The following is a 21,450-nucleotide window of genomic DNA, read 5'->3' on the forward strand; positions in this document are numbered from 1 at the left end:
CAAGACCATTAATTTTCAGGATTCCAGGCCGCGCAAATGGCTACACTGCGCAGGTGGCGCGGGCCGGATGCCCGCGTGGAAGATTGATATCAGTGGTAGCAGGAGAAGTGGCGTGCTTAGAAGAATGGGAATTAAAGGCCGCGTACTGTTGCTGACCTTATTGCCGACCAGCCTGATGGCGTTGTTGCTGGGCGGGTATTTCACCTGGATGCAGCTCTCCGAGTTGCAGACCCAACTGCTGCAACGCGGCGAAATGATCGCCGAGCAACTGGCGCCGCTGGTGGCGCCGGCACTGAGCAGCAAGAACGCTGACCTGCTGGAACGCATCGCCACCCAATCCCTTGAGCAGACGGACGTGCGCACCGTGTCGTTCCTCGCACCGGACCGCACGCCCCTGGCCCATGCCGGCCCGACCATGCTCAACCCGCCGCCGACCGGCAATAACTCGCACCTGCTGCAGCGCACCGGCAATGACGCCACGCGCTATCTGCTGCCGGTGTTCGGCCGTCATCGCAACCTGGCCGGCGAGCTGATCCCCGATGAAGCCGACCGCCTGCTGGGCTGGGTCGAGGTGGAACTGTCCCACAATGGCATGCTGCTGCGCGGCTACCGCAGCCTGTTCGCCAGCCTGCTGCTGATCGCTGTCGGCCTGATCCTGACCGCCGCGCTGGCCCTGCGCATCAGCCGCACGATCAACGCGCCGATTGGCCAGATCAAGCAGGCCGTGGCCCAGCTCAAGGACGGCAACCTGGAAACCCGCCTGCCACCGCTGGGCAGCCAGGAGCTGGACCAGCTCGCCTCGGGCATCAATCGCATGGCCGAAACCCTGCAGAACGCCCGCGAAGAACTGCAACACAGCATCGATCAGGCCACCGAAGACGTACGCCAGAACCTGGAAACCATCGAAATCCAGAACATCGAGCTGGACCTGGCCCGCAAGGAGGCCCTGGAAGCCAGTCGCATCAAGTCGGAGTTCCTGGCCAACATGAGCCATGAGATCCGCACCCCGCTCAACGGCATCCTGGGCTTCACCCACCTGCTGCAAAAAAGCGAACTCTCGCCGCGCCAGCTGGATTACCTGGGCACCATCGAAAAATCCGCCGACAACCTGCTGGGCATCATCAACGAGATCCTTGATTTCTCGAAGATCGAGGCCGGCAAGCTGGTGCTCGACAGCGTGCCGTTCAACCTGCGCGACCTGCTGCAGGACACCCTGACCATCCTCGCCCCCGCCGCCCATGCCAAGCAGCTGGAACTGGTCAGCCTGGTGTACCGCGACACCCCGCTGGCGCTGGTCGGCGACCCGCTGCGCCTCAAGCAGATCCTGACCAACCTGATCAGCAACGCGATCAAGTTCACCCGCGAAGGCACCATCGTTGCCCGCGCCATGATCGAAGACGAACAGGAAGACAGCGTACAACTGCGCATCAGCGTGCAGGACACCGGCATCGGCCTGTCCAGCCAGGATGTGCGCGCGCTGTTCCAGGCGTTCAGCCAGGCCGACAATTCGCTGTCGCGCCAGCCCGGCGGCACCGGCCTGGGGCTGGTGATTTCCAAGCGCCTGATCGAGCAGATGGGCGGCGAAATCGGCGTCGACAGCACACCGGGCGAAGGCTCGGAGTTCTGGATCAGCCTCAACCTGCCCAAGACCCGCGACGACGTCGACGACCTGCCCTCTGCGCCGCTGCTTGGCCGGCGCGTTGCCGTGCTGGAGAACCACGAACTGGCGCGCCAGGCCCTGCAACATCAACTGGAAGACTGCGGTCTGACAGTGACGCCATTCAATACCCTGGAAAACCTGACCAACGGCATCACCAGCGCCCACCAGACCGAACAGGCCATCGATCTGGCGGTGCTTGGCGTGACCGCCAACGACATTCCGCCCGAGCGCCTCAACCAGCACCTGTGGGACCTCGAACATCTGGGTTGCAAGGTGCTGGTGCTGTGCCCGACCACCGAACAGATGCTCTTCAACCAGTCCGTGCCCAACCCCAACAGCCAGTTGCAGGCCAAACCTGCGTGCACGCGCAAACTGCGCCGTGCCCTGGCCGACCTGATCAGCCCGCGTCCCTAGCGCGCCGAGCCTGGCGAGCCACTGTCCAGCCGTGCACCGCGAGTGCTCTGCGTCGACGACAACCCGGCCAACCTGTTGCTGGTGCAAACCCTGCTCGAAGACATGGGCGCCAAGGTGCAGGCGGTGGACAGCGGTTACGCAGCGATCAATGCGGTGAAGCAGGAAACCTTCGACCTGGTGTTGATGGACGTGCAGATGCCGGGCATGGACGGACGCCAGAGCACCGAGGCGATTCGCCAGTGGGAAAGCGAACGCCACGGCACGCCGCTGCCGGTGGTCGCGCTCACGGCCCACGCCATGGCCAACGAAAAACGCGCGCTGCTGCAGAGCGGCATGGACGACTACCTGACCAAGCCGATCAGCGAACGGCAACTGGCCCAGGTGGTGTTGAAATGGACCGGCCTGGCCCTGCGCAACCAGGGCCCCGAGCGGGTCACTGAAAACCTCGGCCACGGCGTGCAACTGCTGGTGCTCGACCATGAAGAAGGCCTGCGCCTGGCCGCCGGCAAGACCGACCTGGCGGCCGACATGCTTGCCATGCTGCTGGCGTCGCTGGAGGCCGACCGCCTGGCCATCACCGTCGCCCGCGAAGCCAATGACAATCAGGCCCTGATCGAACGCGTCCACCGCCTGCACGGTGCCACGCGCTACTGCGGCGTGCCGCAACTGCGCGCCGCCTGCCAGCGCGCCGAAACCCTGCTCAAGCAGGACGATGCCAAGGCCGCGGCGGCGCTGGATGAACTGGACATGGCCATTACCCGACTGGCCAGTGAGGCACGGGTGAGCGCCTGATTCGCATTGATCAGCGATAACATACCAGGCTCATGATAGGCCGGCACCCGTGATAGGATGCCGCGCCTATTTGGAGGATCCATGGCCGAACACGATTTCCGCTTCAGCTTGCTGAGCCCGCAACACACCCTGATCGAATGCCGCGCCCTGGTGCCGGGCCGTTACCAGGTGACCGGCAACGGCGGTTCGATCAAGCACGGCGACGTGCTGATCGTCACCCTGCGCGGCAGTAAAACCCTGTCGATGCGCCTGACCGTCGAAGGGGACGCACGCTACTCCATCCGCCCCGCCGGCCAGTGGGTCGCCATGGCCCACGGGCCACAATTCGGCGAACTGGAGATTCACACCTGGAAGGTCAATTGCGACAGCTGCGACAGCGTGCTGGAGTTTGAATTTGCCGTTGAAACCAAGCTGACCAAAGCACCGCTACAGCCAGCGGCCAACGCACGCATCAAAGAATTGGGCTGGGCCAGCGAGGGCGACAGGCACCGCTGCCCGAAATGCCAGCAGGCCGCGCAATGAGAGGCCTGTTGCTCATCGCCCTGGCGGCCGGCCTGAGCGGTTGCGCCGGTCACGCAGTCAAGCTCAAGCAGGATCACAGCTACGTGGTGGAATGGATCGGCGAACGGCCGCTGATGGACGACGCGAACCTGACCGTCACCCTCGGCGCCGATGGTCGCGCCTACGGCAACGGTGGCTGCAACCACTGGTTTGCGCCCTACACCGTCAACGGCGACACCCTCAGCTTCGGCAAGATCGGCAGCACCCGCAAGCTCTGCGCCGAGGCCCTGATGGAGCAGGAACAGCGCTTCTTCCAGGCCCTGCAAAGCGTGCAACGCTGGGATATCTCGCCTACCGAACAGACCCGCTTCTGGCCGGCCGAAGGCAAACCGATTCGCCTGTGGCTCGAAGAAGGCTGATCGCAAGGTTGGCGCAAACCGAATGTGGGAGGGGGCTTGCTCCCGATAGCGGTGTATCAGTCAACCGATGTATGGACTGACACTCTGCAATCGGGAGCAAGCCCCCTCCCACATGTGTTTTGGGGTATGCCCTTTAGCCGCGCAACGCCTTGAGCTTGGCCAGCACCCCCGCCGCCGTCTGCTCGCCCATCAACTGCTCGCGCACCTTGCCCTTGTCGTCAATGATGTAGGTCACCGGCAACGCCTCGCTGCGCGGGATATCAAAGAGCTCTTCGGGGTCCTGCGCCAATACGGTGAACTTGATCCCCAGCTTCTCGCTGGCGGCCTTGAGTTCCTCGCCCTGCACATTGTCGAAATTGACCCCGAACACGCCGATATTCTGGGCTTTCAACTGTTCGGATAACGCATTGAGCTCGGGGATTTCCGTGCGGCACGGGCCACACCATTCCGCCCAGTAGTTGACCACCAGCCACTGCTTGTCGAGGCGCTCCGCCGCCACCTTCTGGCCGTACTGATCAACGCCATAGTCATTGCCGCAGCCGCTGAGCAGCAGGGTTGTGATGATCGCCAATGCACCGATCAGTCGCCTTGTCATGGAGTAATCCTTCGCAAAAATGAACGTGGGCTGCGACCGGTTGCCTCTTACGGTTTAAGGACGGGCCGCCACGCGGGTAGAATACCCGCCACCTTACGCAAGATGCGACCCGCACATGACCGATCTGACGCTTTATCACAACCCGCGCTGCTCGAAATCCCGCGGTGCGCTCGAACTGCTTGAAGCCCGTGGCCTCGCCCCAACCGTGGTGCGCTACCTCGAAACCCCGCTGAACACCGCGCAACTGAAGGCGTTGCTCGGCAAACTGGGCATTACCGCGCGCCAACTGCTGCGCACCGGTGAAGACGAATACAAGACCCTCGACCTGGCCGACGCCACCTTGAGCGAAGCCCAGGTGATCGCCGCCATCGCCGCGCATCCGAAGTTGATGGAACGCCCGATCCTGGAAACCGCCGACAAGGCCGTCATGGGTCGCCCGCCCGAGAAGATACTGGAGATTTTGCCGTGAGTACGCCGTATGTGCTGGTGCTGTATTACAGCCGTAACGGCTCGGTGAGCGAGATGGCAAGGCAGATTGCCCGTGGCATCGAGCAAGGCGGGCTGGAAGCGCGCCTGCGCACGGTGCCGGCGATTTCCGCCGAGTGCGAAGCCGTGGCGCCGGGTATTCCGGAAGAAGGCGCGCTGTATGCGAGCCTGGATGACCTGAAAAACTGCTCGGCCCTGGCCCTGGGCAGCCCGACACGCTTTGGCAACATGGCCGCGCCGCTCAAGTATTTTCTCGATGGCACCAGCAACCTGTGGCTCACCGGCGCCCTCGTCGGCAAGCCGGCCGGGGTGTTCACTTCCACCGCCAGCCTGCATGGCGGCCAGGAAACCACATTGATGTCGATGCTGCTGCCATTGCTGCACCACGGCATGCTGATCACCGGCCTGCCCTACAGCGAGCAGGCGCTGCTCGACACCCAGGGCGGCGGCACGCCCTACGGCGCCAGCCACCATGCCGGAGCGGACGGCAAGCGCCTGCTCGATCAACATGAAACCGCCCTGTGCCGCGCCCTGGGCCAGCGCCTGGCGAAAACCGCACGGCTGTTGGAAGGCCAACCCGGCTAAGGTCCTGCCACCCCGCTCCCACATTTTGCAATGCATGCCAAAAGTGGGAGCGGGCTTGCCCGCGAAGGGCTCACCTGGGTCTCAATGATTGACGGTATAAGCCAGCATCATCGACAGCTGACACATCGGCCGCCCGCTCTCGGCGTGCCACTGATTGAACGCGCCCTGCACCGCCGCCAGGTCCCGCAGGCTGGTGGGTGCCCTGTCGACGATCTTCTGCGCATTCAGCGCCGCCACCACGTCATCACTGGGCACGAAGGTGTCTTTGCCCACCATGCGCAAAAAGCGCGGCGCCGACAGCCCGCCCAACTGGTGGCCGTGCTTGCTCAGGTATTTCCACAACCCGACGATATCGGTCACCGGCCAGTCGGCGACAAACGCGCCGAAGCTGCCCTTTTCCTGCTCGATGTCGAGGATCATCTGCGCGTTGCGCGGCACGCTCTTGAGCTTGCCCAAGTGGCGGATGATGCGCGTGTCCTGCATCAGCCGTTCCAGGTGTTCGGCGCCCATCAGCACGACTTTTTCCGGGTCGAAACCGAAGAATACCTGCTCGAATGCCGGCCACTTGGCGTCCACCACGCTGTGCTTCAAGCCTGCGCGAAACACCCGCAACGCCAGGGTCGACAGGTAGCGGTCATCGCTGATCTTGCGCAACTGCGCGGCCGTTTTGGGCGTTGGCAGGTGGGCTTCCAGCTTGGCCGCCGAGCCGAAGCGGTTCAGACAATATTCGTTCAGCCACTTGTAATCGCGCATGCCCTCTCCCGGGATTTAAATGAAAACGGCGCCCGTGAGCGCCGTCTCTCAGAGCGTTGCAGGGCCTCAGAGGTTCACTACATTGACGAAGCGCGAGGCGGCGCTCTCGTCGATACGCAGGCTGGTGAAGTCGAACAGGTTGCGGTCGGCCAACTGCGATGGGATCACGTTCTGCAGGCTGCGGAAGATGCTCTCGGTACGCCCGGGGGTCTTGCGCTCCCAGTCCAGCAGCATCTCCTTGACCACCTGGCGTTGCAGGTTTTCCTGGGAGCCGCACAGGTTGCACGGGATGATCGGAAACTGCTTGAGGTCGGAGTAGGCCTGGATATCCTTCTCGTTGCAATACGCCAGCGGGCGGATCACCACGTTGCGCCCGTCGTCGGCGCGCAGCTTGGGCGGCATGGCCTTGAGCGAGCCGTTGAAGAACATATTGAGAAAAAAGGTTTCGACGATATCGTCGCGATGGTGACCCAACGCCATCTTGGTCGCGCCGATCTCGTCGGCAAAGGTGTAGAGCGTGCCCCGGCGCAGGCGCGAGCACAGCGAGCAGGTGGTCTTGCCTTCAGGGATCAGTTCCTTGACCACCGAATAGGTGTCCTTCTCGACGATGTGGTACGCCACGCCCAATCCCTTGAGGTAGGCCGGCAGCACATGTTCGGGAAACCCCGGTTGTTTCTGGTCCATGTTGACGGCAACGATGTCGAACTTGATCGGCGCGACCTTTTGCAGGTGCAGCAACACATCGAGCATCGTATAGCTGTCTTTGCCGCCGGAGAGGCAGACCATGACCTTGTCGCCGTCCTCGATCATGTTGAAATCGGCCACCGCCTCACCGGCCAGGCGACGCAGGCGTTTTTGCAGTTTGTTCTGGTTGACCGTAAGAGTGCCCATGGCGCTTGGATCCGCTGGAGGTGTGTGACGAAAAGCGCAGCATTTTACCGATAAGACCGGCGAAGTTCCAATGCGCCCGCAGAGCCTTCAAAACCCTGGGCAATGACCATTCGGCGCCTGACAGATTCGGAAACACCCCGCTTTGCGGCATACTGGACCGCTCTGGAGATAGATACAGCATGTCCGAGCCACTCAATACCCGCGTCGAAGATTGTTTCCTGCAAGCCGAATCCTTTTTCAAACGAAGCTTCAAACGCCCGCAGATCAGCCTCAAGCTGCGGGGCCAGAAAGCCGGTGTCGCGCATTTGCACGAAAACCTGCTGCGCTTCAATCCACAGCTGTACCGCGAAAACAGCCAGCACTTCCTGAAACAGACCGTGGCCCATGAGGTGGCGCATCTGATTGCCCACCAATTGTTTGGCGAGCGCATCCAGCCCCATGGCGAGGAATGGCAACTGATCATGCGCGGCGTTTATGAACTGCCGCCGGATCGCTGTCACACCTATGCGGTGAAGCGCCGCCAGGTCACTCGCTACATCTACCGATGCCCGTGTGCGGACAGCGACTTTGCGTTTTCCGCGCAGCGCCATGGCATGGTGGCTCAGGGGCGCAGGTATCTGTGTCGGCGGTGTCGGCAGACGTTGGTGTTCAGCGGGGAAACCCGCGTGGAATAAGGGCCTCATCGGGAGCAAGCCCCCTCCCACATTTGACTCGGTGAACGCCGTCACATGTGGGCGCTGGCTTGCCTGCGATAGCGCTCGACCAATCACCGCACCGTTTTGATCACGGCGGGCTTTTTCGCGACAGCCGCTTTATCATTGGCCCACGTTTGTTTGCCGAGTGTTCCATGAAGTTCGCGATTGCACTGTATAGCGCCGCCCATGCGCCCTCCTCGCGCCGCGCCTTGCTGTTCGCCCAGGCAGTATTGGCCGGCGGGCACGACATTGTACGGCTGTTCTTCTATCAGGATGGTGTGTACAGCGCGTCCAACAACATCGTCGCGCCGCAGGATGAGCAAGACATCGCGCGCCAGTGGCGTGAGTTTGTCAGCCAGCATCAGCTCGACGGCGTGGTGTGCATTGCCGCCGCCCTGCGCCGTGGCGTGCTTGACCGCGAAGAAGCCACCCGTTATCAGCGCAGCGCGGTGAACCTGGATGCGCCCTGGGCGCTGTCGGGCCTGGGGCAATTGCACGACGCCATTCAGGACGCCGACCGCCTGATCTGTTTTGGAGGGCCGTGACATGTCCAAATCCTTGTTGGTGATCAGCCGCCAGGCGCCGTGGTCCGGCCCGAGCGCGCGCGAAGCCCTGGATATCGTGCTGGCCGGTGGCGCGTTCGATCTGCCGATCGGCCTGCTGTTCATGGACGACGGCGTGTTTCAGTTGGCGTCGGACCAGAACGCCAAAGCCGTGCAACAAAAGGATCTGAGCGCCAACCTGCAGGCGCTGGAGCTGTTCGGCATCGACGATGTGTTCGCCTGCAACCACAGCCTGGAAGTACGCGGACTGAATGCGCCGCCCAGCGCCCAAGGCCTGCACAGCGACGCCATTGCCCAATTGATCGACCGTTACGACCAGGTGATAACCCTCTGATGTCGACTCTTCATGTGCTCTCCCACTCCCCGTTCACCGACAGCCGTCTTGACAGCTGCCTGCGCATCTGTGGCGCCGAAGACGCGATCCTGCTCTGCGGCGACGGCGCCTACGGCCTGCAAAGCGCAGCCCTGCAAGGCAAAGGCGTAAAAGTCTTCGTGCTGGCCGAAGACAGCCAGGCGCGCAACCTGCCACTGCCCGACTGGGCCGACAGCGTCGATTACCCCGGCTTCGTGCAACTGTCGGTTGACTACGACAAGGTCAACACCTGGCTATGAACACCCTCACCGTCGGCGCGCGCCGCCTCGAACTGGACAAGGACGGCTACCTCGTCGACCTCAACGACTGGTGCGTGGACGTCGCCCACGCCCTCGCCGCTGCCGAAGGCTTGGCATTGACCCCCGCGCACTGGGAAATCCTCGAGTTGCTGCGCGGTTTTTATGCCGAGTTCCAGCTGTCCCCGGCCACGCGCCCGCTGATCAAGTACACCGCCTTGAAGCTGGGCCCGGAAAAGGGCAACAGCCTGCACCTCAACAAACTGTTCAACGGCACTCCCGCCAAACTCGCCGCCAAGCTGGCGGGCCTGCCCAGGCCGACGAATTGCTTATGACCGACTTTGCCCCGCTTACCCTCGCAACGCCCGAAGAGCACCCGTTTGCGCCGTTCGTGCGCATCCTCGGCAAAGGCAAGCGCGGCGCGCGCAACCTGACCCGCGCCGAAGCCCGCGAAGCCATGGGCATGTTGCTCGACGAACAGGTCGAAGACACCCAGCTCGGCGCCTTCCTGATGCTGCTGCGCCACAAGGAAGAAAGCCCGGAAGAACTCGCCGGCTTCACCGAAGCCGTGCGCGAGCGCCTGAACGCGCCAGCGTTGAATGTGGACATCGACTGGCCCACCTATGCTGGCAAAAAGCGCCACCTGCCGTGGTTCCTGCTGGCGGCCAAGTGCCTGGCGCAGAACGGCGTGCGCATCCTGATGCACGGCGGCGGCGCGCACACCGCCGGTCGGCTGTACACCGAGCAATTGCTTGAAACCCTGCAAATCCCCCTGTGCCGCACCTGGCAACAGGTCGAAGCGGCCTATGAACACGGCAACCTGGCGTTTATCCCACTGGGCGACTGGGCGCCGCAGCTGCAACGCATGATCGACCTGCGCAACACCCTGGGCCTGCGTTCGCCGATCCACTCGCTGGCGCGCCTGCTCAACCCACTGAGTGCCCGTTGCGGCCTGCAAAGCATTTTCCATCCGGGCTACCAGGGCGTGCACCGCGATGCCAGCGGCCTGCTGGGCGATAACGTGATCGTGGTGAAAGGCGACGGCGGCGAAATCGAGATCAACCCCGACACCCTCAGCCATTTGTACGGCACCACGGGCGGCCAGAGCTGGGACGAAGAATGGCCTGCGCTCTCCGCCCAGCGCCATGTCAAACCGGCCAGCCTGGAGCCCGAGCATTTAAAGGCGCTGTGGCGCGGCGACGTCGAGGACAGCTACCCGCAACTGGCGCTGATCGCAACCATGGCGCTGGCCCTGCGCGGCCTTGGCCAGCCACGGGAGCAGGCGTTCGAACGGGCCCGGCAATACTGGTTAGCGCGGGACAAATCGATTTAATCGATCATTGTCGCCGGCTATTTGCGCTTTTAGTCCGAACTCACGCCTTTAGACTGGGCTCCAACGCTTATTAGCCAAGGAGCCAATCATGGGTTTGCTGATCGAAGGACACTGGAAAGACCAGTGGTACGAAAGTAGCGCAGATGGCGCGTTCCAGCGCGAACAGGCACAACGTCGTAACTGGGTGACCGCCGACGGCGCGCCCGGCCCGAGCGGTGAAGGCGGCTTCGAGGCCGAGGCCGGCCGCTATCACCTCTACGTGTCGCTGGCGTGCCCGTGGGCTCACCGCACCTTGATTCTGCGCACACTCAAGGGTTTGGAAAATCTGATCGACGTGTCGGTAGTCAGTTGGTTGATGCTGGAAAACGGCTGGACCTTCGACAAGGCCCACGGCTCCACTGGCGACGCTCTGGATGATTTCCAGTTCATGCACCAGCGCTATACCGCCGACACCGCCGACTACACCGGGCGCGTCACCGTGCCGGTGCTGTGGGACAAAAAACTCAAGCGCATCGTAAGTAATGAATCGGCGGAGATCATCCGCATGTTCAACAGCGCGTTCAACGGGTTGACCGGCAACACCCTGGACTTTTACCCCGAGCACCTGCGCCCGACGATCGACGCACTGAACGAGCGCATCTACCCGGCCGTCAACAACGGCGTGTATCGCGCAGGCTTTGCCACCTCGCAGCAAGCGTACGAAAGTGCCTTTGATGATGTGTTTGCCGAGCTGGACCATCTGGAACAGCACCTGGGCACGCATCGCTACCTGGCCGGTGAGTACCTGACCGAGGCGGATGTGCGCTTGTTCACCACGCTGATCCGCTTTGATGCGGTGTATTACAGCCACTTCAAGTGCAACCTGCGCCGGATCGCCGATTATGCGAATTTGTCGAACTGGCTACGGGAGATGTATCAGTGGCCGAGGGTGGCCGAGACGGTGGATTTTGCGCATATCAAGGGGCATTACTACGGGAGCCATCGCACGATCAATCCGACCGGGATCGTGCCGAAGGGACCGTTGCAGGGGTTTGATGGCGAGCATGATCGCAACAGGCTGCCTCGCCAGGGCGTTCACGGCTGATTGCACTTTGGGAAGCGGGCCTGCCTTCAGTTAACTGTGGCGAGCAGGCTTGTCCTGCGCTGGGCTGCGAAGCAGCCCCAAAACCAGGCGCTGAGCCGTATCAGGTACACCGCGTTTTGCTGGATTGGGGGCGCTTCGCACCCCGACGCGGGGCAAGCCCGCTCGCCACAACAGGCGGGTTTGCCCCAAAAAAGGGGTTTGCCATGAGGAAGCGATGTCAGACCTGGGCCTGGGCGCCTTCGAACCATTTGAGTTTTTCACGCAACACCACCACCTCACCCACGATCACCAGTGTCGGCGCATGCACTTCATGCTCCGCCACCATGCGCGGCAGGTCGGCCAGGGTGCCGGTGAATACGCGCTGATTGGCGGTCGTCCCCTGCTGGATCAACGCAGCCGGGGTGTCCGGCGCGCGGCCATGCAGGATCAGCTGTTCGCAGATGATCGGCAAACCAATCAAGCCCATGTAAAACACCAGGGTTTGCGACGGGCCGACCAGGTCCCGCCAGGGCAGGTCCGAGGTGCCGTTCTTCAAATGCCCGGTGATGAAACGCACCGATTGCGCATAATCGCGGTGGGTCAGCGGAATCCCGGCATAGGCCGCGCACCCGCTGGCCGCAGTGATCCCCGGCACCACCTGGAACGGGATGCCATGGGCCGCCAGCTCTTCGATTTCTTCACCGCCACGTCCAAAAATGAACGGATCGCCACCCTTGAGGCGCAGCACGCGCTTGCCTTGCCTCGCCAGGCTGACCAACTGCTGATTGATCTGCTCCTGCGGCACCGCGTGTTCAGCGCGGCGCTTGCCAACGTAGACGCGCTCGGCATCGCGGCGGCACAGATCCAGAATCGCCGGCGCCACCAGGCGGTCATACAGCACCACATCGGCCTGCTGCATCAGGCGCAGCGCGCGGAACGTCAGCAGGTCCGGGTCGCCGGGGCCGGCGCCTACCAGATACACCTCGCCCGGCGCATAGGGCGGCGCTCCGTTGACCTTTTCGATCAACAGGCGCTCGGCTTCAGCACCCTGCCCGGCCAACTGACGGTCGGCAATCGGGCCTTGAAACACCTCTTCCCAAAACGCGCGGCGTTGCTGCACATCCGGGTACAAACCTTTGACCTGAGCGCGAAAGCGCGCCGCCAGGCCGGCCAGTTGACCGTAAGTCGATGGAATCCAGGTTTCCAGCTTGGCGCGAATCAACCGCGCCAGCACCGGCGCATCGCCGCCGCTGGACACTGCGATCACCAGCGGCGAGCGGTCGACAATCGCCGGGAAGATCACGCTGCACAACGCTGGCGCATCCACCACATTGACCGGCACGCAACGGCGCTTGGCATCACTGGACACCTGCGCGTTCAACGGCTCGTCGTCGGTGGCCGCGATCACCAGCACGCAACCATCGAGGTCGGCCTCCTGATAACCGCGCAGCACTACCTCCCCGCCACTGCCCAGCACCAGTTCACGCAACTGACCTTCGACCTGGGGAGCAACCACCTGCAGCAACGCACCGGCCTCGGCCAGCAGGCGGGATTTGCGCAAGGCAATTTCCCCACCGCCGACGACCAGTACACGACTGCCGCGCAGGTTATGAAACAGCGGCAGAAATTCCATTTAACCGATGACCTCGACGCCCGCCATGTACGGCTTGAGCACCTCCGGCACGCGGATCGAACCGTCTGCCTGCTGGTAGTTTTCCAGCACGGCCACCAGGGTACGGCCAACGGCCAGGCCCGACCCGTTGAGGGTGTGCACCAGTTCCGGTTTGCCGGTTTCCGGGTTACGGAAACGCGCCTGCATGCGCCGCGCCTGGAAATCGCCGCAGTTGGAGCACGACGAAATCTCGCGGTATTTGTCTTGGCTCGGCACCCACACTTCCAGGTCGTAGGTCTTCACGGCGCTGAAACCCATGTCGCCGGTGCACAGCGCCAATACGCGATAAGGCAACTCCAGCAGCTGCAGCACGCGTTCGGCGTTGGCGGTCAGGCCTTCGAGAGCTTCCATCGATTTGGAAGGTTCGACCACCTGTACCATTTCGACCTTGTCGAATTGATGCTGACGGATCATGCCGCGGGTATCACGCCCCGACGCGCCGGCTTCGCTGCGGAAACACGGGCTGTGGGCGACGAACTTGAGCGGCAGTTGCCTGGCATCGAGGATCTCGCCGGCGACGATGTTGGTCAGCGACACTTCGGCGGTCGGGATCAGGTACAGGTCGGCTTCGCCATCGCGGCTGATCTTGAACAGGTCTTCTTCGAATTTCGGCAACTGGCTGGTGCCCATCAGCGCCGGGCCCTGCACCAGGTAAGGCGTGTAGGCCTCCTCGTAACCGTGCTCGGCGGTGTGCAGGTTGATCATGAACTGCGCCAGGGCACGATGCATGCGTGCAATCGGGCCGCGCAGCAAGGCAAAGCGCGCGCCGGACATTTTTGCGGCGGTCTCGAAATCCAGGCCGCCGGTCAGTTCGCCGAGGGCGACGTGGTCCTTGATCTCGAAATCGAAGGCTTTGGGCGTGCCCCAGCGACGCACTTCGACGTTACCGTCTTCGTCGGCGCCAATCGGCACCGATTCGTGGGGAATATTGGGGATGCCCAACAGGATCGAATCCAGCTCGGACTGGATCCTGTCCAACTCGACCTTGCCCTCGGACAGCTCGCTGCCCATGCGCTCGACGTCCGCCATCAACGGCGCGATGTCTTCGCCGCGCTGCTTGGCCTGGCCGATGGATTTGGAGCGCGCGTTACGTTCAGCCTGCAGTGCTTCGGTGCGGGTCTGGACAGTCTTGCGCTGTTCTTCCAGCGCTTCGATGCGCGCAACATCCAGGGCAAAACCACGGGATGCCAGGCGGTCCGCTACGTCCTGAAGGTTGCTACGTAACAGTTTGGAATCGAGCATGTCGGTCTCTCGTTTATCAAAGTTTGGTCAAGGACAGGCCGGCCCAGGTGGCGAGCAGCCCGCCGAACACGCTGATGCCCAGGTACCCGAAGGCAACCAGGGCCTGGCCGCTTTCCAGCAGGCGCAGCGTGTCCAGTGAAAAGGATGAAAAGGTCGTCAGACCGCCTACAAAGCCGACAATCAAGCCGGCACGAATCTCAATCGGCACTTCCGGGCGCAACAGGAACCAGCCGTACAACAGCCCGATAATCAGGCACCCCACCAGATTGACCGCCAGGGTCGCCGCGTAAAAATGCTTTGGCCAGTTGGCGCTCACCCACGTACCGGTGGCGAAACGCAATAATGTACCAGCGATGCCGGCAGCGGACACGGCAAGAATCGTCTTGATCACTACTTTCTCCGCTGCCTGGGGCTGAGACGGTCGAGTTGCGCGAGGTGATTGAGCTTTTCGCCGATCTTCAGCTCCAGGCCACGGGGCACCGGCTGGTAGAGCGGTAACGGCTCAAGCGCATCGGGGAAGTAATCTTCGCCGGCGGCGTAGGCGTCCGGCTCATCATGGGCGTAGCGGTATTCATCGCCGTAACCCAGTTGCTTCATCAACTTGGTCGGCGCATTGCGCAGGTGCATCGGCACTTCGAGGGAGCCGTGTTCGGCCGCCGCGCGTAGCGCCGACTTGAAGCCCATGTACACCGCATTGCTTTTTGGCGCGCAGGCGAGATAAGTGATGGCCTGGGCCACCGCCAACTCGCCTTCCGGGCTGCCGAGGCGCTCCTGCACGTCCCAGGCGGCCAGGCACAGGCTCAGGGCGCGCGGGTCGGCGTTGCCGATGTCCTCGCTGGCCATGCGCACCACCCGGCGCGCCAGGTACAACGGGTCGCAACCGCCGTCGATCATCCGCGCAAACCAGTACAACGCGCCGTCCGGGTTGGAGCCGCGCACCGATTTGTGCAGCGCCGAAATCTGGTCGTAGAAGGCTTCGCCGCCCTTGTCGAAACGTCGACGCGTATCGCCCAACAGGCTTTGCAGGAGATCGACGCCAATCTCGCTGCCGTCTTCAGCCAGGTCCGAGGCGTTTTCCAGCAGGTTGAGAAAGCGCCGGCCATCGCCATCGGCGGCGGTGAGCAGAATCTGAAAGCCTTCGTCGCTGACGCTCAACTGGCGCTTGCCCAGGCCCTTGTCTTCGCCCAGGGCGCGCTGCAACAGCTTCTGCATGGCGGCGGCGTCCAGGCTCTTGAGCACATAGACCCGCGCTCGCGAGAGCAAGGCGTTGTTGAGCTCGAAAGAGGGGTTTTCGGTGGTGGCGCCGATAAAGATCAGCGTACCGTCCTCGACGTAGGGCAGAAACGCGTCCTGCTGCGACTTGTTGAAGCGATGCACTTCGTCGACAAACAGGAGGGTGCGCTTGCCGTACTGGCCGGCCTGCTGTTTGGCGACTTCCACCGCCTGGCGGATTTCCTTGACCCCGGCGAGTACCGCCGAGACCGTTTCAAAGTGGGCATCCGAGACTTTGGCCAGCAGCCGCGCCAGGGTGGTCTTGCCCACGCCGGGCGGCCCCCAGAAGATCATCGAGTGCAGCGCACCCTGCTCCAGGGCTTCGCGCAGGGGCTTGCCGCGCGCGAGCAGGTGTTCCTGACCGACATACTCATCCAGGTTGGTCGAGCGCAGGCGCGCGGCCAGTGGCTGGGCAATCGGGTCACTTCGAAACAGGTCCATGGGCAGCGTTTGTAACCTCTGGGCAGTTTATTCCTGGATCACATCGGCACCCTTGGGGATGTCGAACTTGAATCGGGACGCGGGCACCGGCGTATTGGCCTTCACCCCGGTGAACAGGATGTCGGTGCGCTGGCCGACGCTGTCGATCAGGCGCATGTTGTTGATCACGCCGTTGCCGAACGACAGTTGCAGACTGTCAAACAGCGTGTCCTTGGATTTGGGCTTGAGGGTGAACTCGATCACGTTGCTGGTTTGCTTGGACGTGATGTCGAAGCTGTCGTTGATTTTCGACACATCACCGGACAGCAGCAGCGCCGGGGTCTGGTTCAGACGCGGGTCGAGCTTCTTGATGGTCGCCTGCTCCAGGTCCGGGTCCCACAGCGTGACCTTCTGGCCGTCGGAGACGATGGTCTGCTCGGACTTGCCTTCGGTGTGCCAGTAGAACAGGCCGGGGCGCTGCACGGCCATCTCGCCGGCGGTTTCCTGCAAGCGGGTGCCGCCGGCGTCCAGGGTCAGCTGGGAGAAGCGCGCGGTGAGGGTCTGGGATTTGTCCAGCAGGTTTTTCAGACTGGCGACGGAGGCCGGGTCGGCGTGCGCCGAAACAGCAGTCAGGGCCAGGGCCGGCAACAACAGCATGCGGATAAGGCGCATGGGAGTCCTCGTTGAGTAATCAGGGCGCGCCGCGTGCTGCCACGCGGCGCGGGATCAGTCGCGCGCCTGCCCGGGGGCAATGACTTCGCGCGAGCCGTTGGTGTTCATCGCGGTGACGACGCCGGCGTTTTCCATCGATTCAATCATGCGCGCGGCGCGGTTGTAGCCGATCTTCAGCTTGCGCTGTACGGCGGAGATCGAGGCACGACGGCTTTCCAGCACGAAGGCCACGGCCTCGTCGTAGAGCGCATCGGTTTCGGCATCATCGTCGCCACCGCCGCTGCCGCCGTCGAAGCCGCTGCCGGCTTCTTCCACACCGGCGAGGATGTCGTCGTTGTATTCCGGCGCACCGCGCAGTTTCCACGCCTCCACCACGCGGTGCACTTCGTCATCGGACACGAAGGCGCCGTGCACGCGGATCGGCAGGCTGGTGCCGGGCGGCATGTAGAGCATGTCGCCGTGGCCCAGCAGCTGTTCGGCACCGCCCTGGTCGATGATGGTGCGTGAGTCGATCTTGCTCGACACCTGGAACGCCATGCGCGTCGGGATGTTGGCCTTGATCAGGCCGGTGATCACGTCCACCGACGGACGCTGGGTGGCGAGGATCAGGTGGATACCGGCGGCACGCGCCTTCTGGGCGATCCGCGCGATCAGTTCTTCGACCTTTTTGCCGACGATCATCATCATGTCGGCAAATTCGTCGACCACCACCACGATGGTCGGCAGCTTGGTCAACAGCGGCGCTTCGTCGTGAATGCTTTCGCGCTTGTACAGCGGATCGGTCAGCGGCGTGCCGGCGTCCTGGGCTTCCTTGACCTTGGCATTGAAGCCCGACAGGTTACGCACGCCCATCTTGGCCATCAGCTTGTAGCGCCGCTCCATCTCGGCCACGCTCCAGCGCAGGGCATTGGCGGCGTCCTTCATGTCGGTGACCACCGGGCACAGCAGGTGCGGAATGCCTTCGTAGATCGACAGTTCAAGCATCTTCGGGTCGATCATGATCAGCTTGGCGTCGTCCGGGCCGGACTTGAACAGGATCGACAGGATCATCGCGTTCACGCCCACCGACTTGCCGGAACCGGTGGTACCGGCCACCAGCAGGTGGGGCATTTTCGCCAGGTCCGTGATCACCGGCTTGCCGCCGATGTCATGACCCAGGGCCAGGGTGACCGGCGATTTGAAGTTGTCGTATTCCGGGGTCGACAGCACCTCGGAGAAGCGCACGATCTGGCGGTCTTCGTTGGGAATCTCGATACCCACGGTGGTCTTGCCGGGGATCACCTCCACCACGCGCACGCTGGTCACGGCCAGGGAGCGGGCGAGGTCTTTGGCCAGGTTGGAAATACGGCTGACCTTTACCCCGGCGGCCGGCTGGATTTCGTAACGGGTGATCACCGGGCCCGGGTGGATCGAGTCCACCGAGACTTCGACGCCGAATTCCTTGAGCTTGATTTCCAGCAGGTGGCCGACCGCCGCCAGGGATTCCGGGGAATAGTTGAGTTGTTTCTTTTCGGCCGGGTCGAGAATCGAGATCGGCGGCAAGGTGCCTTCCACGGCGCTGTCGATGAACAACGGCGCCTGTTTCTCTTTCTGCACGCGGTTGCTCGGCTCGGGAGCCTTTGCCGGTGCCGGGGCAATTACCGGCGGCACCTGCTTCTCGCGGTCCGACATGTGTTTGCTCAGGGCCTGCTCGCGCTCGATCAGGCGCTCCTTGACCTTGGCCTGCTCACGGCGGTCCGGCGTGGTCGGCGCGACCACCTCGTTGACGCGGGTGTCCACCTCGCGCAACTGCGCGACCATGCGCTTGCGCTCGACACGCGCCGACCACCAGCGGTTGGCGGCGCTCTGGAACAGCTCCAGCAGGTCGAGGGTGATCTTGCCGGTCACGTCCATCACCTTGAACCATGACAGGTCGGTGAACACCGTGAGGCCGAAGAGGAACAGCGCAATGAACATCAATGTGCTGCCCTGGATATTCAGGCTCTTGCGTGCCAGGTCGCCGAGGCTTTCGCCCAGCGCGCCGCCCGCGCCCGCCGGCAGGCCGGTGGGCGCATGAAAGTGGATATGCGCCAGCGCCGCACCGGACAGCACCAAAAAGACCAGGCCGATCAGGCGCCAGGAGAACAGCCAGCCGCTCCACTGCCACGGTTCATGACGCTGGCGGAAGATCTGCCAGGTCTTGATCGCCAGCAGCAACGGGAAGATATAGGCGAAGTAGCCCAACACCATGAACAGGATATCGGCGCTGTAGGAACCGGCAGGGCCGCCGAAGTTCTGCACGTCTTCGATCTTGCTGTTGTGGCTCCAGCCCGGGTCGTCCTTGCCGTAAGTGAGCAGGGCCATCATCAGAAACAGGCACAGGGCACCGATGGCGATCAGCGCACCTTCCTTGAGTCGGTAGTGCAGGTGCTGGCGCCAGGCCGGCACGACTGCTGCTTTGGGTGTTGCGGCGGATTTCTTCAAAACGGGTCTTTTCCTGCGCGGTTAGCGCGTCCATCTGTTGAATGACTGCACATGCTGCCCAATCCGAGCAGCTGAAAAAGTGAACGAATGTCGGTGAATCTACTGTTAACACGGGGCGCTGGACAGGCGAAATGACGATAACGCCACAATGGCCGCATTGTACGGGTTTGCGTGCGTGATGCCACACACTTGCCCCTCACCCACAAGTCTGGACGATTAACGTGTCATGACCTGTGCAATTTGAGCATGCATTGCCTTAGCTGACAAAGGCTTATGCGCGGTTTTTATCATTCAAGGCAAGCTTGGCAAAGGGCCTGCATTGGCGCGACCCGATTACGACCGCGCCCCTTGCACAGAGTTGCAGAAACACGCGTTTACGCTAATACCCGACAATGTGCCCTTCGCACTGGCCGTGCGCTGCCACGTCGACAATAATCACCCCTCAAGCGGCAGGCGTCATATCTGCCATCCCCTCCCCTTCTGCAAAGCCTGGATGCCATGCTGACCTGGTTACAACGCGACACCCTGACTTTTCCGCCACTGGCCAAAGCCATGCGTGAACCCAATGGCTTGCTGGCCGCCGGCGGCGACCTGTCGGCCGAACGACTGATCCAGGCCTACCGCCACGGCTGTTTCCCCTGGTTCTCCGAGGGCCAGCCGATTCTCTGGTGGTCGCCGGACCCGCGCACGGTTATTTTTCCCGACGAACTGCATGTATCACGCAGCCTGGGCAAGCTGCTGCGCCAACAGCGCTACGGCGTGACGTTCGATCAGGACTTCGCTGCGGTGATCCAGGCCTGTGCGGCGCCGCGCAGCTACGCCGACGGCACCTGGATCACCGAAGGCATCCAGAGCGCCTACCAGACGCTGCATCAGCGTGGTTATGCGCACTCGGTGGAGGTATGGGACGACGGTGAGCTGGTGGGCGGGCTGTACGGCCTGGCCATGGGCCAGTTGTTCTTTGGCGAGTCGATGTTCAGCCGCGCCGACAATGCCTCGAAATTCGGCTTCGCCACCCTTACCCGACAATTGAAGGCCTGGGGCTTCGTGCTGATCGACTGCCAGATGCCCAACGACCACCTGCACAGCCTCGGTGCACGCGCCATCCCACGCAGTGAATTCGCCGATTTCCTGCACAAACACCTGGATCGGCCCAATGCAGGCCCGTGGGTTTCCTAGGCGACATCCGCGCACCTGGCTTACACTTATTTCAAAGCTTATCCCGAGGGTTGATCATGACCGAGCTGGCGCGCTTGAAGTTTTATGCCACTCAAGCCCACTCTTGCAGCTATCTGCCCGATGAGCAGGCCACCACGCTGTTCCTCGATCCCAGCCAGCCCATGGACGTGCACGTGTACGCCGACCTCTCGGAAATGGGGTTTCGGCGCAGTGGCGATCACCTGTACCGACCCCACTGCCAGCACTGCAATGCCTGCGTACCGGCGCGCATCCCGGTGGCGCAGTTCGTGCCCGACCGCAATCAGAAGCGCATCCTCAAGCGCAATGCCGACCTGACGGTGACGCCGGCCCTGCCCAGGTTCACCGAGGAATACTTCGACCTCTATCAGCGCTATATCGAACAGCGGCACGCCGACGGCGATATGTTTCCGCCCAGCCGCGACCAATTTTCCACCTTTCTGGTGCGCGAGCTGCCCTTTTCACGGTTTTACGAGTTTCGCCTGGAAGGTCGTCTGGTGGCGGTCGCCGTTACCGATCTACTGCCCAATGGCCTGTCGGCGGTCTACACCTTCTATGAGCCCAGGGAAGAGCGCCGCAGCCTCGGGCGCTTTGCAATCCTGTGGCAGATCGGCGAGACGCTGCGCCAGGAACTGGAGGCGGTGTACCTCGGTTACTGGATCAAAAACTGCCAAAAGATGAACTACAAGACCCAATATCGGCCCATTGAGCTGCTGATTAATCAAAGATGGGTCACCCTTAACTAGAACCCCTTGGCTTGAACACCCTTTTTCGGGCACAATGCACGCCGCTTTTGCCTGGCGCAGTTGCACCGGGCCATTCACTGGATACCGAGGGCTTTACTGCATGTCGAAAGAAGACAGCTTCGAAATGGAAGGCACTGTCGTCGACACCCTGCCCAACACCATGTTTCGTGTGGAGTTGGAAAATGGGCACGTCGTAACCGCGCATATCTCCGGCAAGATGCGCAAGAACTACATCCGTATTCTTACCGGTGACAAAGTGCGCGTCGAGCTGACGCCCTATGACTTGAGCAAAGGGCGCATCACTTACCGCGCTCGCTAAGCAAGTCAATACAAAACGCCCGGTTATGCCGGGCGTTTTTGTGTATGCGCATTATTTATTTACCAACACCGCACTTTGATTTCTGCTG

General features: G+C 62.4%; 23 protein-coding genes and 1 pseudogene. 15 read left to right on the plus strand and 9 right to left on the minus strand.

The genetic code is table 11. The features are described from left to right. The first annotated feature begins 112 nt into the window (after positions 1–112). The 3 genes and pseudogenes from TU79_RS08010 (at position 113) to TU79_RS08020 (ending at position 3,786) form a co-directional block, all read left to right on the plus strand. Positions 113–2,866: pseudogene (locus tag TU79_RS08010) on the plus strand (response regulator). An 81-nt stretch (positions 2,867–2,947) separates the two neighbouring features. Beyond that, positions 2,948–3,388, plus strand: coding sequence for a hypothetical protein (locus tag TU79_RS08015; RefSeq protein WP_057007489.1), 441 nt, complete (start codon positions 2,948–2,950; stop codon positions 3,386–3,388). Next, on the plus strand, positions 3,385–3,786 hold the full coding sequence (locus TU79_RS08020) for an META domain-containing protein (RefSeq protein WP_057007490.1): 402 nt from the start codon (positions 3,385–3,387) through the stop codon (positions 3,784–3,786). The genes TU79_RS08015 and TU79_RS08020 overlap by 4 nt, the downstream gene beginning before the upstream one ends. 133 nt (positions 3,787–3,919) lie before the next feature. On the opposite strand, the gene TU79_RS08025 is transcribed toward TU79_RS08020, so the two are convergent. After that, on the minus strand, positions 3,920–4,381 hold the full coding sequence (locus tag TU79_RS08025; protein WP_057007491.1) for a TlpA disulfide reductase family protein: 462 nt from the start codon (positions 4,379–4,381) through the stop codon (positions 3,920–3,922). Positions 4,382–4,496: 115 nt separating this feature from the next. Here TU79_RS08025 and arsC point away from each other — a divergent pair, with 115 nt between their 5' ends. Together arsC and wrbA are read left to right on the plus strand one after the other, a co-directional pair. Further along, positions 4,497–4,850, plus strand: coding sequence for an arsenate reductase (glutaredoxin) (gene arsC, locus TU79_RS08030; RefSeq protein WP_057007492.1), 354 nt, complete (start codon positions 4,497–4,499; stop codon positions 4,848–4,850). Beyond that, the gene (gene wrbA / locus TU79_RS08035; protein WP_057007493.1) at positions 4,847–5,452 is read left to right on the plus strand and encodes an NAD(P)H:quinone oxidoreductase; all 606 of its coding nucleotides are present in this window, start codon (positions 4,847–4,849) and stop codon (positions 5,450–5,452) included. The genes arsC and wrbA overlap by 4 nt, the downstream gene beginning before the upstream one ends. A gap of 81 nt (positions 5,453–5,533) precedes the next feature. Here wrbA and TU79_RS08040 read toward each other — a convergent pair whose 3' ends face one another. Continuing rightward, positions 5,534–6,205 carry a DNA-3-methyladenine glycosylase I gene (locus TU79_RS08040; protein WP_057007494.1) on the minus strand — a complete coding sequence of 224 codons (672 nt, stop codon included), beginning with the start codon at positions 6,203–6,205 and terminating at the stop codon, positions 5,534–5,536. A 66-nt stretch (positions 6,206–6,271) separates the two neighbouring features. Next, positions 6,272–7,096 carry a tRNA 2-thiocytidine(32) synthetase TtcA gene (gene ttcA / locus TU79_RS08045; RefSeq protein ID WP_057007495.1) on the minus strand — a complete coding sequence of 275 codons (825 nt, stop codon included), beginning with the start codon at positions 7,094–7,096 and terminating at the stop codon, positions 6,272–6,274. Between the two features lie 179 nt (positions 7,097–7,275). On the opposite strand from ttcA, the gene TU79_RS08050 reads away from it, so the two are divergent. The 7 genes from TU79_RS08050 to TU79_RS08080 all read left to right on the plus strand — a co-directional run bounded on the left by TU79_RS08050 (position 7,276) and on the right by TU79_RS08080 (position 11,380). Beyond that, positions 7,276–7,770 (plus strand): SprT family zinc-dependent metalloprotease, encoded by a 495-nt coding sequence (locus TU79_RS08050; RefSeq protein WP_057007496.1) that lies wholly within the window; start codon positions 7,276–7,278, stop codon positions 7,768–7,770. Positions 7,771–7,943: 173 nt separating this feature from the next. After that, complete coding sequence (tusD, locus tag TU79_RS08055) at positions 7,944–8,336, plus strand: sulfurtransferase complex subunit TusD (RefSeq protein WP_057007643.1); 393 nt, start codon at positions 7,944–7,946, stop codon at positions 8,334–8,336. A 1-nt stretch (position 8,337) separates the two neighbouring features. Then, a complete protein-coding gene (gene tusC, locus TU79_RS08060) occupies positions 8,338–8,688 on the plus strand; it encodes a sulfurtransferase complex subunit TusC (protein ID WP_057007497.1) in 351 nt (116 codons plus the stop codon). Further along, positions 8,688–8,966, plus strand: a complete 279-nt coding sequence (gene tusB, locus TU79_RS08065) for a sulfurtransferase complex subunit TusB (RefSeq protein WP_057007498.1) — start codon at positions 8,688–8,690, stop codon at positions 8,964–8,966. The genes tusC and tusB overlap by 1 nt, the downstream gene beginning before the upstream one ends. Further along, positions 8,963–9,298 carry a TusE/DsrC/DsvC family sulfur relay protein gene (locus tag TU79_RS08070; RefSeq protein WP_057007499.1) on the plus strand — a complete coding sequence of 112 codons (336 nt, stop codon included), beginning with the start codon at positions 8,963–8,965 and terminating at the stop codon, positions 9,296–9,298. The genes tusB and TU79_RS08070 overlap by 4 nt, the downstream gene beginning before the upstream one ends. Further along, the gene (locus TU79_RS08075) at positions 9,295–10,296 is read left to right on the plus strand and encodes a glycosyl transferase family protein (RefSeq protein ID WP_057007500.1); all 1,002 of its coding nucleotides are present in this window, start codon (positions 9,295–9,297) and stop codon (positions 10,294–10,296) included. The genes TU79_RS08070 and TU79_RS08075 overlap by 4 nt, the downstream gene beginning before the upstream one ends. An 88-nt stretch (positions 10,297–10,384) precedes the next feature. Further along, complete coding sequence (locus TU79_RS08080; protein ID WP_057007501.1) at positions 10,385–11,380, plus strand: glutathione S-transferase family protein; 996 nt, start codon at positions 10,385–10,387, stop codon at positions 11,378–11,380. A gap of 217 nt (positions 11,381–11,597) precedes the next feature. Here the strand turns inward: TU79_RS08080 and cysG are convergent, their stop codons facing one another. The 6 genes from cysG to TU79_RS08110 are packed head-to-tail and all read right to left on the minus strand — an operon-like array spanning position 11,598 to position 19,100. After that, positions 11,598–12,992, minus strand: coding sequence for a siroheme synthase CysG (gene cysG / locus TU79_RS08085; protein WP_057007502.1), 1,395 nt, complete (start codon positions 12,990–12,992; stop codon positions 11,598–11,600). Beyond that, positions 12,993–14,273: a serine--tRNA ligase gene (gene serS / locus TU79_RS08090; RefSeq protein WP_057007503.1), complete on the minus strand. Its 1,281-nt coding sequence runs from the start codon at positions 14,271–14,273 to the stop codon at positions 12,993–12,995. 16 nt (positions 14,274–14,289) lie between these two features. Continuing rightward, positions 14,290–14,664: a fluoride efflux transporter CrcB gene (gene crcB / locus TU79_RS08095; RefSeq protein ID WP_057007504.1), complete on the minus strand. Its 375-nt coding sequence runs from the start codon at positions 14,662–14,664 to the stop codon at positions 14,290–14,292. Beyond that, positions 14,664–15,986 (minus strand): replication-associated recombination protein A, encoded by a 1,323-nt coding sequence (locus TU79_RS08100; protein ID WP_057007505.1) that lies wholly within the window; start codon positions 15,984–15,986, stop codon positions 14,664–14,666. The genes crcB and TU79_RS08100 overlap by 1 nt, the downstream gene beginning before the upstream one ends. Before the next feature lie 27 nt (positions 15,987–16,013). After that, positions 16,014–16,637, minus strand: coding sequence for an outer membrane lipoprotein periplasmic chaperone LolA (gene lolA, locus TU79_RS08105; protein ID WP_057007506.1), 624 nt, complete (start codon positions 16,635–16,637; stop codon positions 16,014–16,016). Between the two features lie 54 nt (positions 16,638–16,691). Beyond that, positions 16,692–19,100 carry a DNA translocase FtsK gene (locus tag TU79_RS08110; RefSeq protein WP_057007507.1) on the minus strand — a complete coding sequence of 803 codons (2,409 nt, stop codon included), beginning with the start codon at positions 19,098–19,100 and terminating at the stop codon, positions 16,692–16,694. A 498-nt stretch (positions 19,101–19,598) separates the two neighbouring features. On the opposite strand from TU79_RS08110, the gene aat reads away from it, so the two are divergent. From aat to infA, 3 genes are all read left to right on the plus strand, one after another. Beyond that, on the plus strand, positions 19,599–20,279 hold the full coding sequence (gene aat / locus TU79_RS08115; protein WP_057007508.1) for a leucyl/phenylalanyl-tRNA--protein transferase: 681 nt from the start codon (positions 19,599–19,601) through the stop codon (positions 20,277–20,279). 56 nt (positions 20,280–20,335) lie between these two features. Beyond that, positions 20,336–21,043 carry an arginyltransferase gene (locus TU79_RS08120; protein WP_057007509.1) on the plus strand — a complete coding sequence of 236 codons (708 nt, stop codon included), beginning with the start codon at positions 20,336–20,338 and terminating at the stop codon, positions 21,041–21,043. Positions 21,044–21,143: 100 nt separating this feature from the next. Beyond that, positions 21,144–21,362, plus strand: coding sequence for a translation initiation factor IF-1 (gene infA / locus TU79_RS08125; RefSeq protein WP_002553999.1), 219 nt, complete (start codon positions 21,144–21,146; stop codon positions 21,360–21,362). The last annotated feature ends 88 nt before the right edge of the window (positions 21,363–21,450 follow it).

This window comes from Pseudomonas trivialis (genome assembly GCF_001439805.1).
GTDB classification, from domain to species: Bacteria; Pseudomonadota; Gammaproteobacteria; order Pseudomonadales; family Pseudomonadaceae; genus Aquipseudomonas; species Aquipseudomonas trivialis.

What these genes read in the sequence shown, in the direction of transcription:
- TU79_RS08015 (WP_057007489.1), top strand. Translation starts at nt 2,948, where the DNA reads ATGGCCGAACACGATTTCCGCTTCAGCTTGCTGAGCCCGCAACACACC.
- TU79_RS08020 (WP_057007490.1), top strand. Translation starts at nt 3,385, where the DNA reads ATGAGAGGCCTGTTGCTCATCGCCCTGGCGGCCGGCCTGAGCGGTTGC.
- TU79_RS08025 (WP_057007491.1), bottom strand. Translation starts at nt 4,381, where the DNA reads ATGACAAGGCGACTGATCGGTGCATTGGCGATCATCACAACCCTGCTG.
- arsC (WP_057007492.1), top strand. Translation starts at nt 4,497, where the DNA reads ATGACCGATCTGACGCTTTATCACAACCCGCGCTGCTCGAAATCCCGC.
- TU79_RS08040 (WP_057007494.1), bottom strand. Translation starts at nt 6,205, where the DNA reads ATGCGCGATTACAAGTGGCTGAACGAATATTGTCTGAACCGCTTCGGC.
- ttcA (WP_057007495.1), bottom strand. Translation starts at nt 7,096, where the DNA reads ATGGGCACTCTTACGGTCAACCAGAACAAACTGCAAAAACGCCTGCGT.
- TU79_RS08050 (WP_057007496.1), top strand. Translation starts at nt 7,276, where the DNA reads ATGTCCGAGCCACTCAATACCCGCGTCGAAGATTGTTTCCTGCAAGCC.
- tusD (WP_057007643.1), top strand. Translation starts at nt 7,944, where the DNA reads ATGAAGTTCGCGATTGCACTGTATAGCGCCGCCCATGCGCCCTCCTCG.
- tusC (WP_057007497.1), top strand. Translation starts at nt 8,338, where the DNA reads ATGTCCAAATCCTTGTTGGTGATCAGCCGCCAGGCGCCGTGGTCCGGC.
- tusB (WP_057007498.1), top strand. Translation starts at nt 8,688, where the DNA reads ATGTCGACTCTTCATGTGCTCTCCCACTCCCCGTTCACCGACAGCCGT.
- TU79_RS08070 (WP_057007499.1), top strand. Translation starts at nt 8,963, where the DNA reads ATGAACACCCTCACCGTCGGCGCGCGCCGCCTCGAACTGGACAAGGAC.
- TU79_RS08075 (WP_057007500.1), top strand. Translation starts at nt 9,295, where the DNA reads ATGACCGACTTTGCCCCGCTTACCCTCGCAACGCCCGAAGAGCACCCG.
- TU79_RS08080 (WP_057007501.1), top strand. Translation starts at nt 10,385, where the DNA reads ATGGGTTTGCTGATCGAAGGACACTGGAAAGACCAGTGGTACGAAAGT.
- cysG (WP_057007502.1), bottom strand. Translation starts at nt 12,992, where the DNA reads ATGGAATTTCTGCCGCTGTTTCATAACCTGCGCGGCAGTCGTGTACTG.
- serS (WP_057007503.1), bottom strand. Translation starts at nt 14,273, where the DNA reads ATGCTCGATTCCAAACTGTTACGTAGCAACCTTCAGGACGTAGCGGAC.
- TU79_RS08100 (WP_057007505.1), bottom strand. Translation starts at nt 15,986, where the DNA reads ATGGACCTGTTTCGAAGTGACCCGATTGCCCAGCCACTGGCCGCGCGC.
- lolA (WP_057007506.1), bottom strand. Translation starts at nt 16,637, where the DNA reads ATGCGCCTTATCCGCATGCTGTTGTTGCCGGCCCTGGCCCTGACTGCT.
- aat (WP_057007508.1), top strand. Translation starts at nt 19,599, where the DNA reads ATGCTGACCTGGTTACAACGCGACACCCTGACTTTTCCGCCACTGGCC.
- TU79_RS08120 (WP_057007509.1), top strand. Translation starts at nt 20,336, where the DNA reads ATGACCGAGCTGGCGCGCTTGAAGTTTTATGCCACTCAAGCCCACTCT.
- infA (WP_002553999.1), top strand. Translation starts at nt 21,144, where the DNA reads ATGTCGAAAGAAGACAGCTTCGAAATGGAAGGCACTGTCGTCGACACC.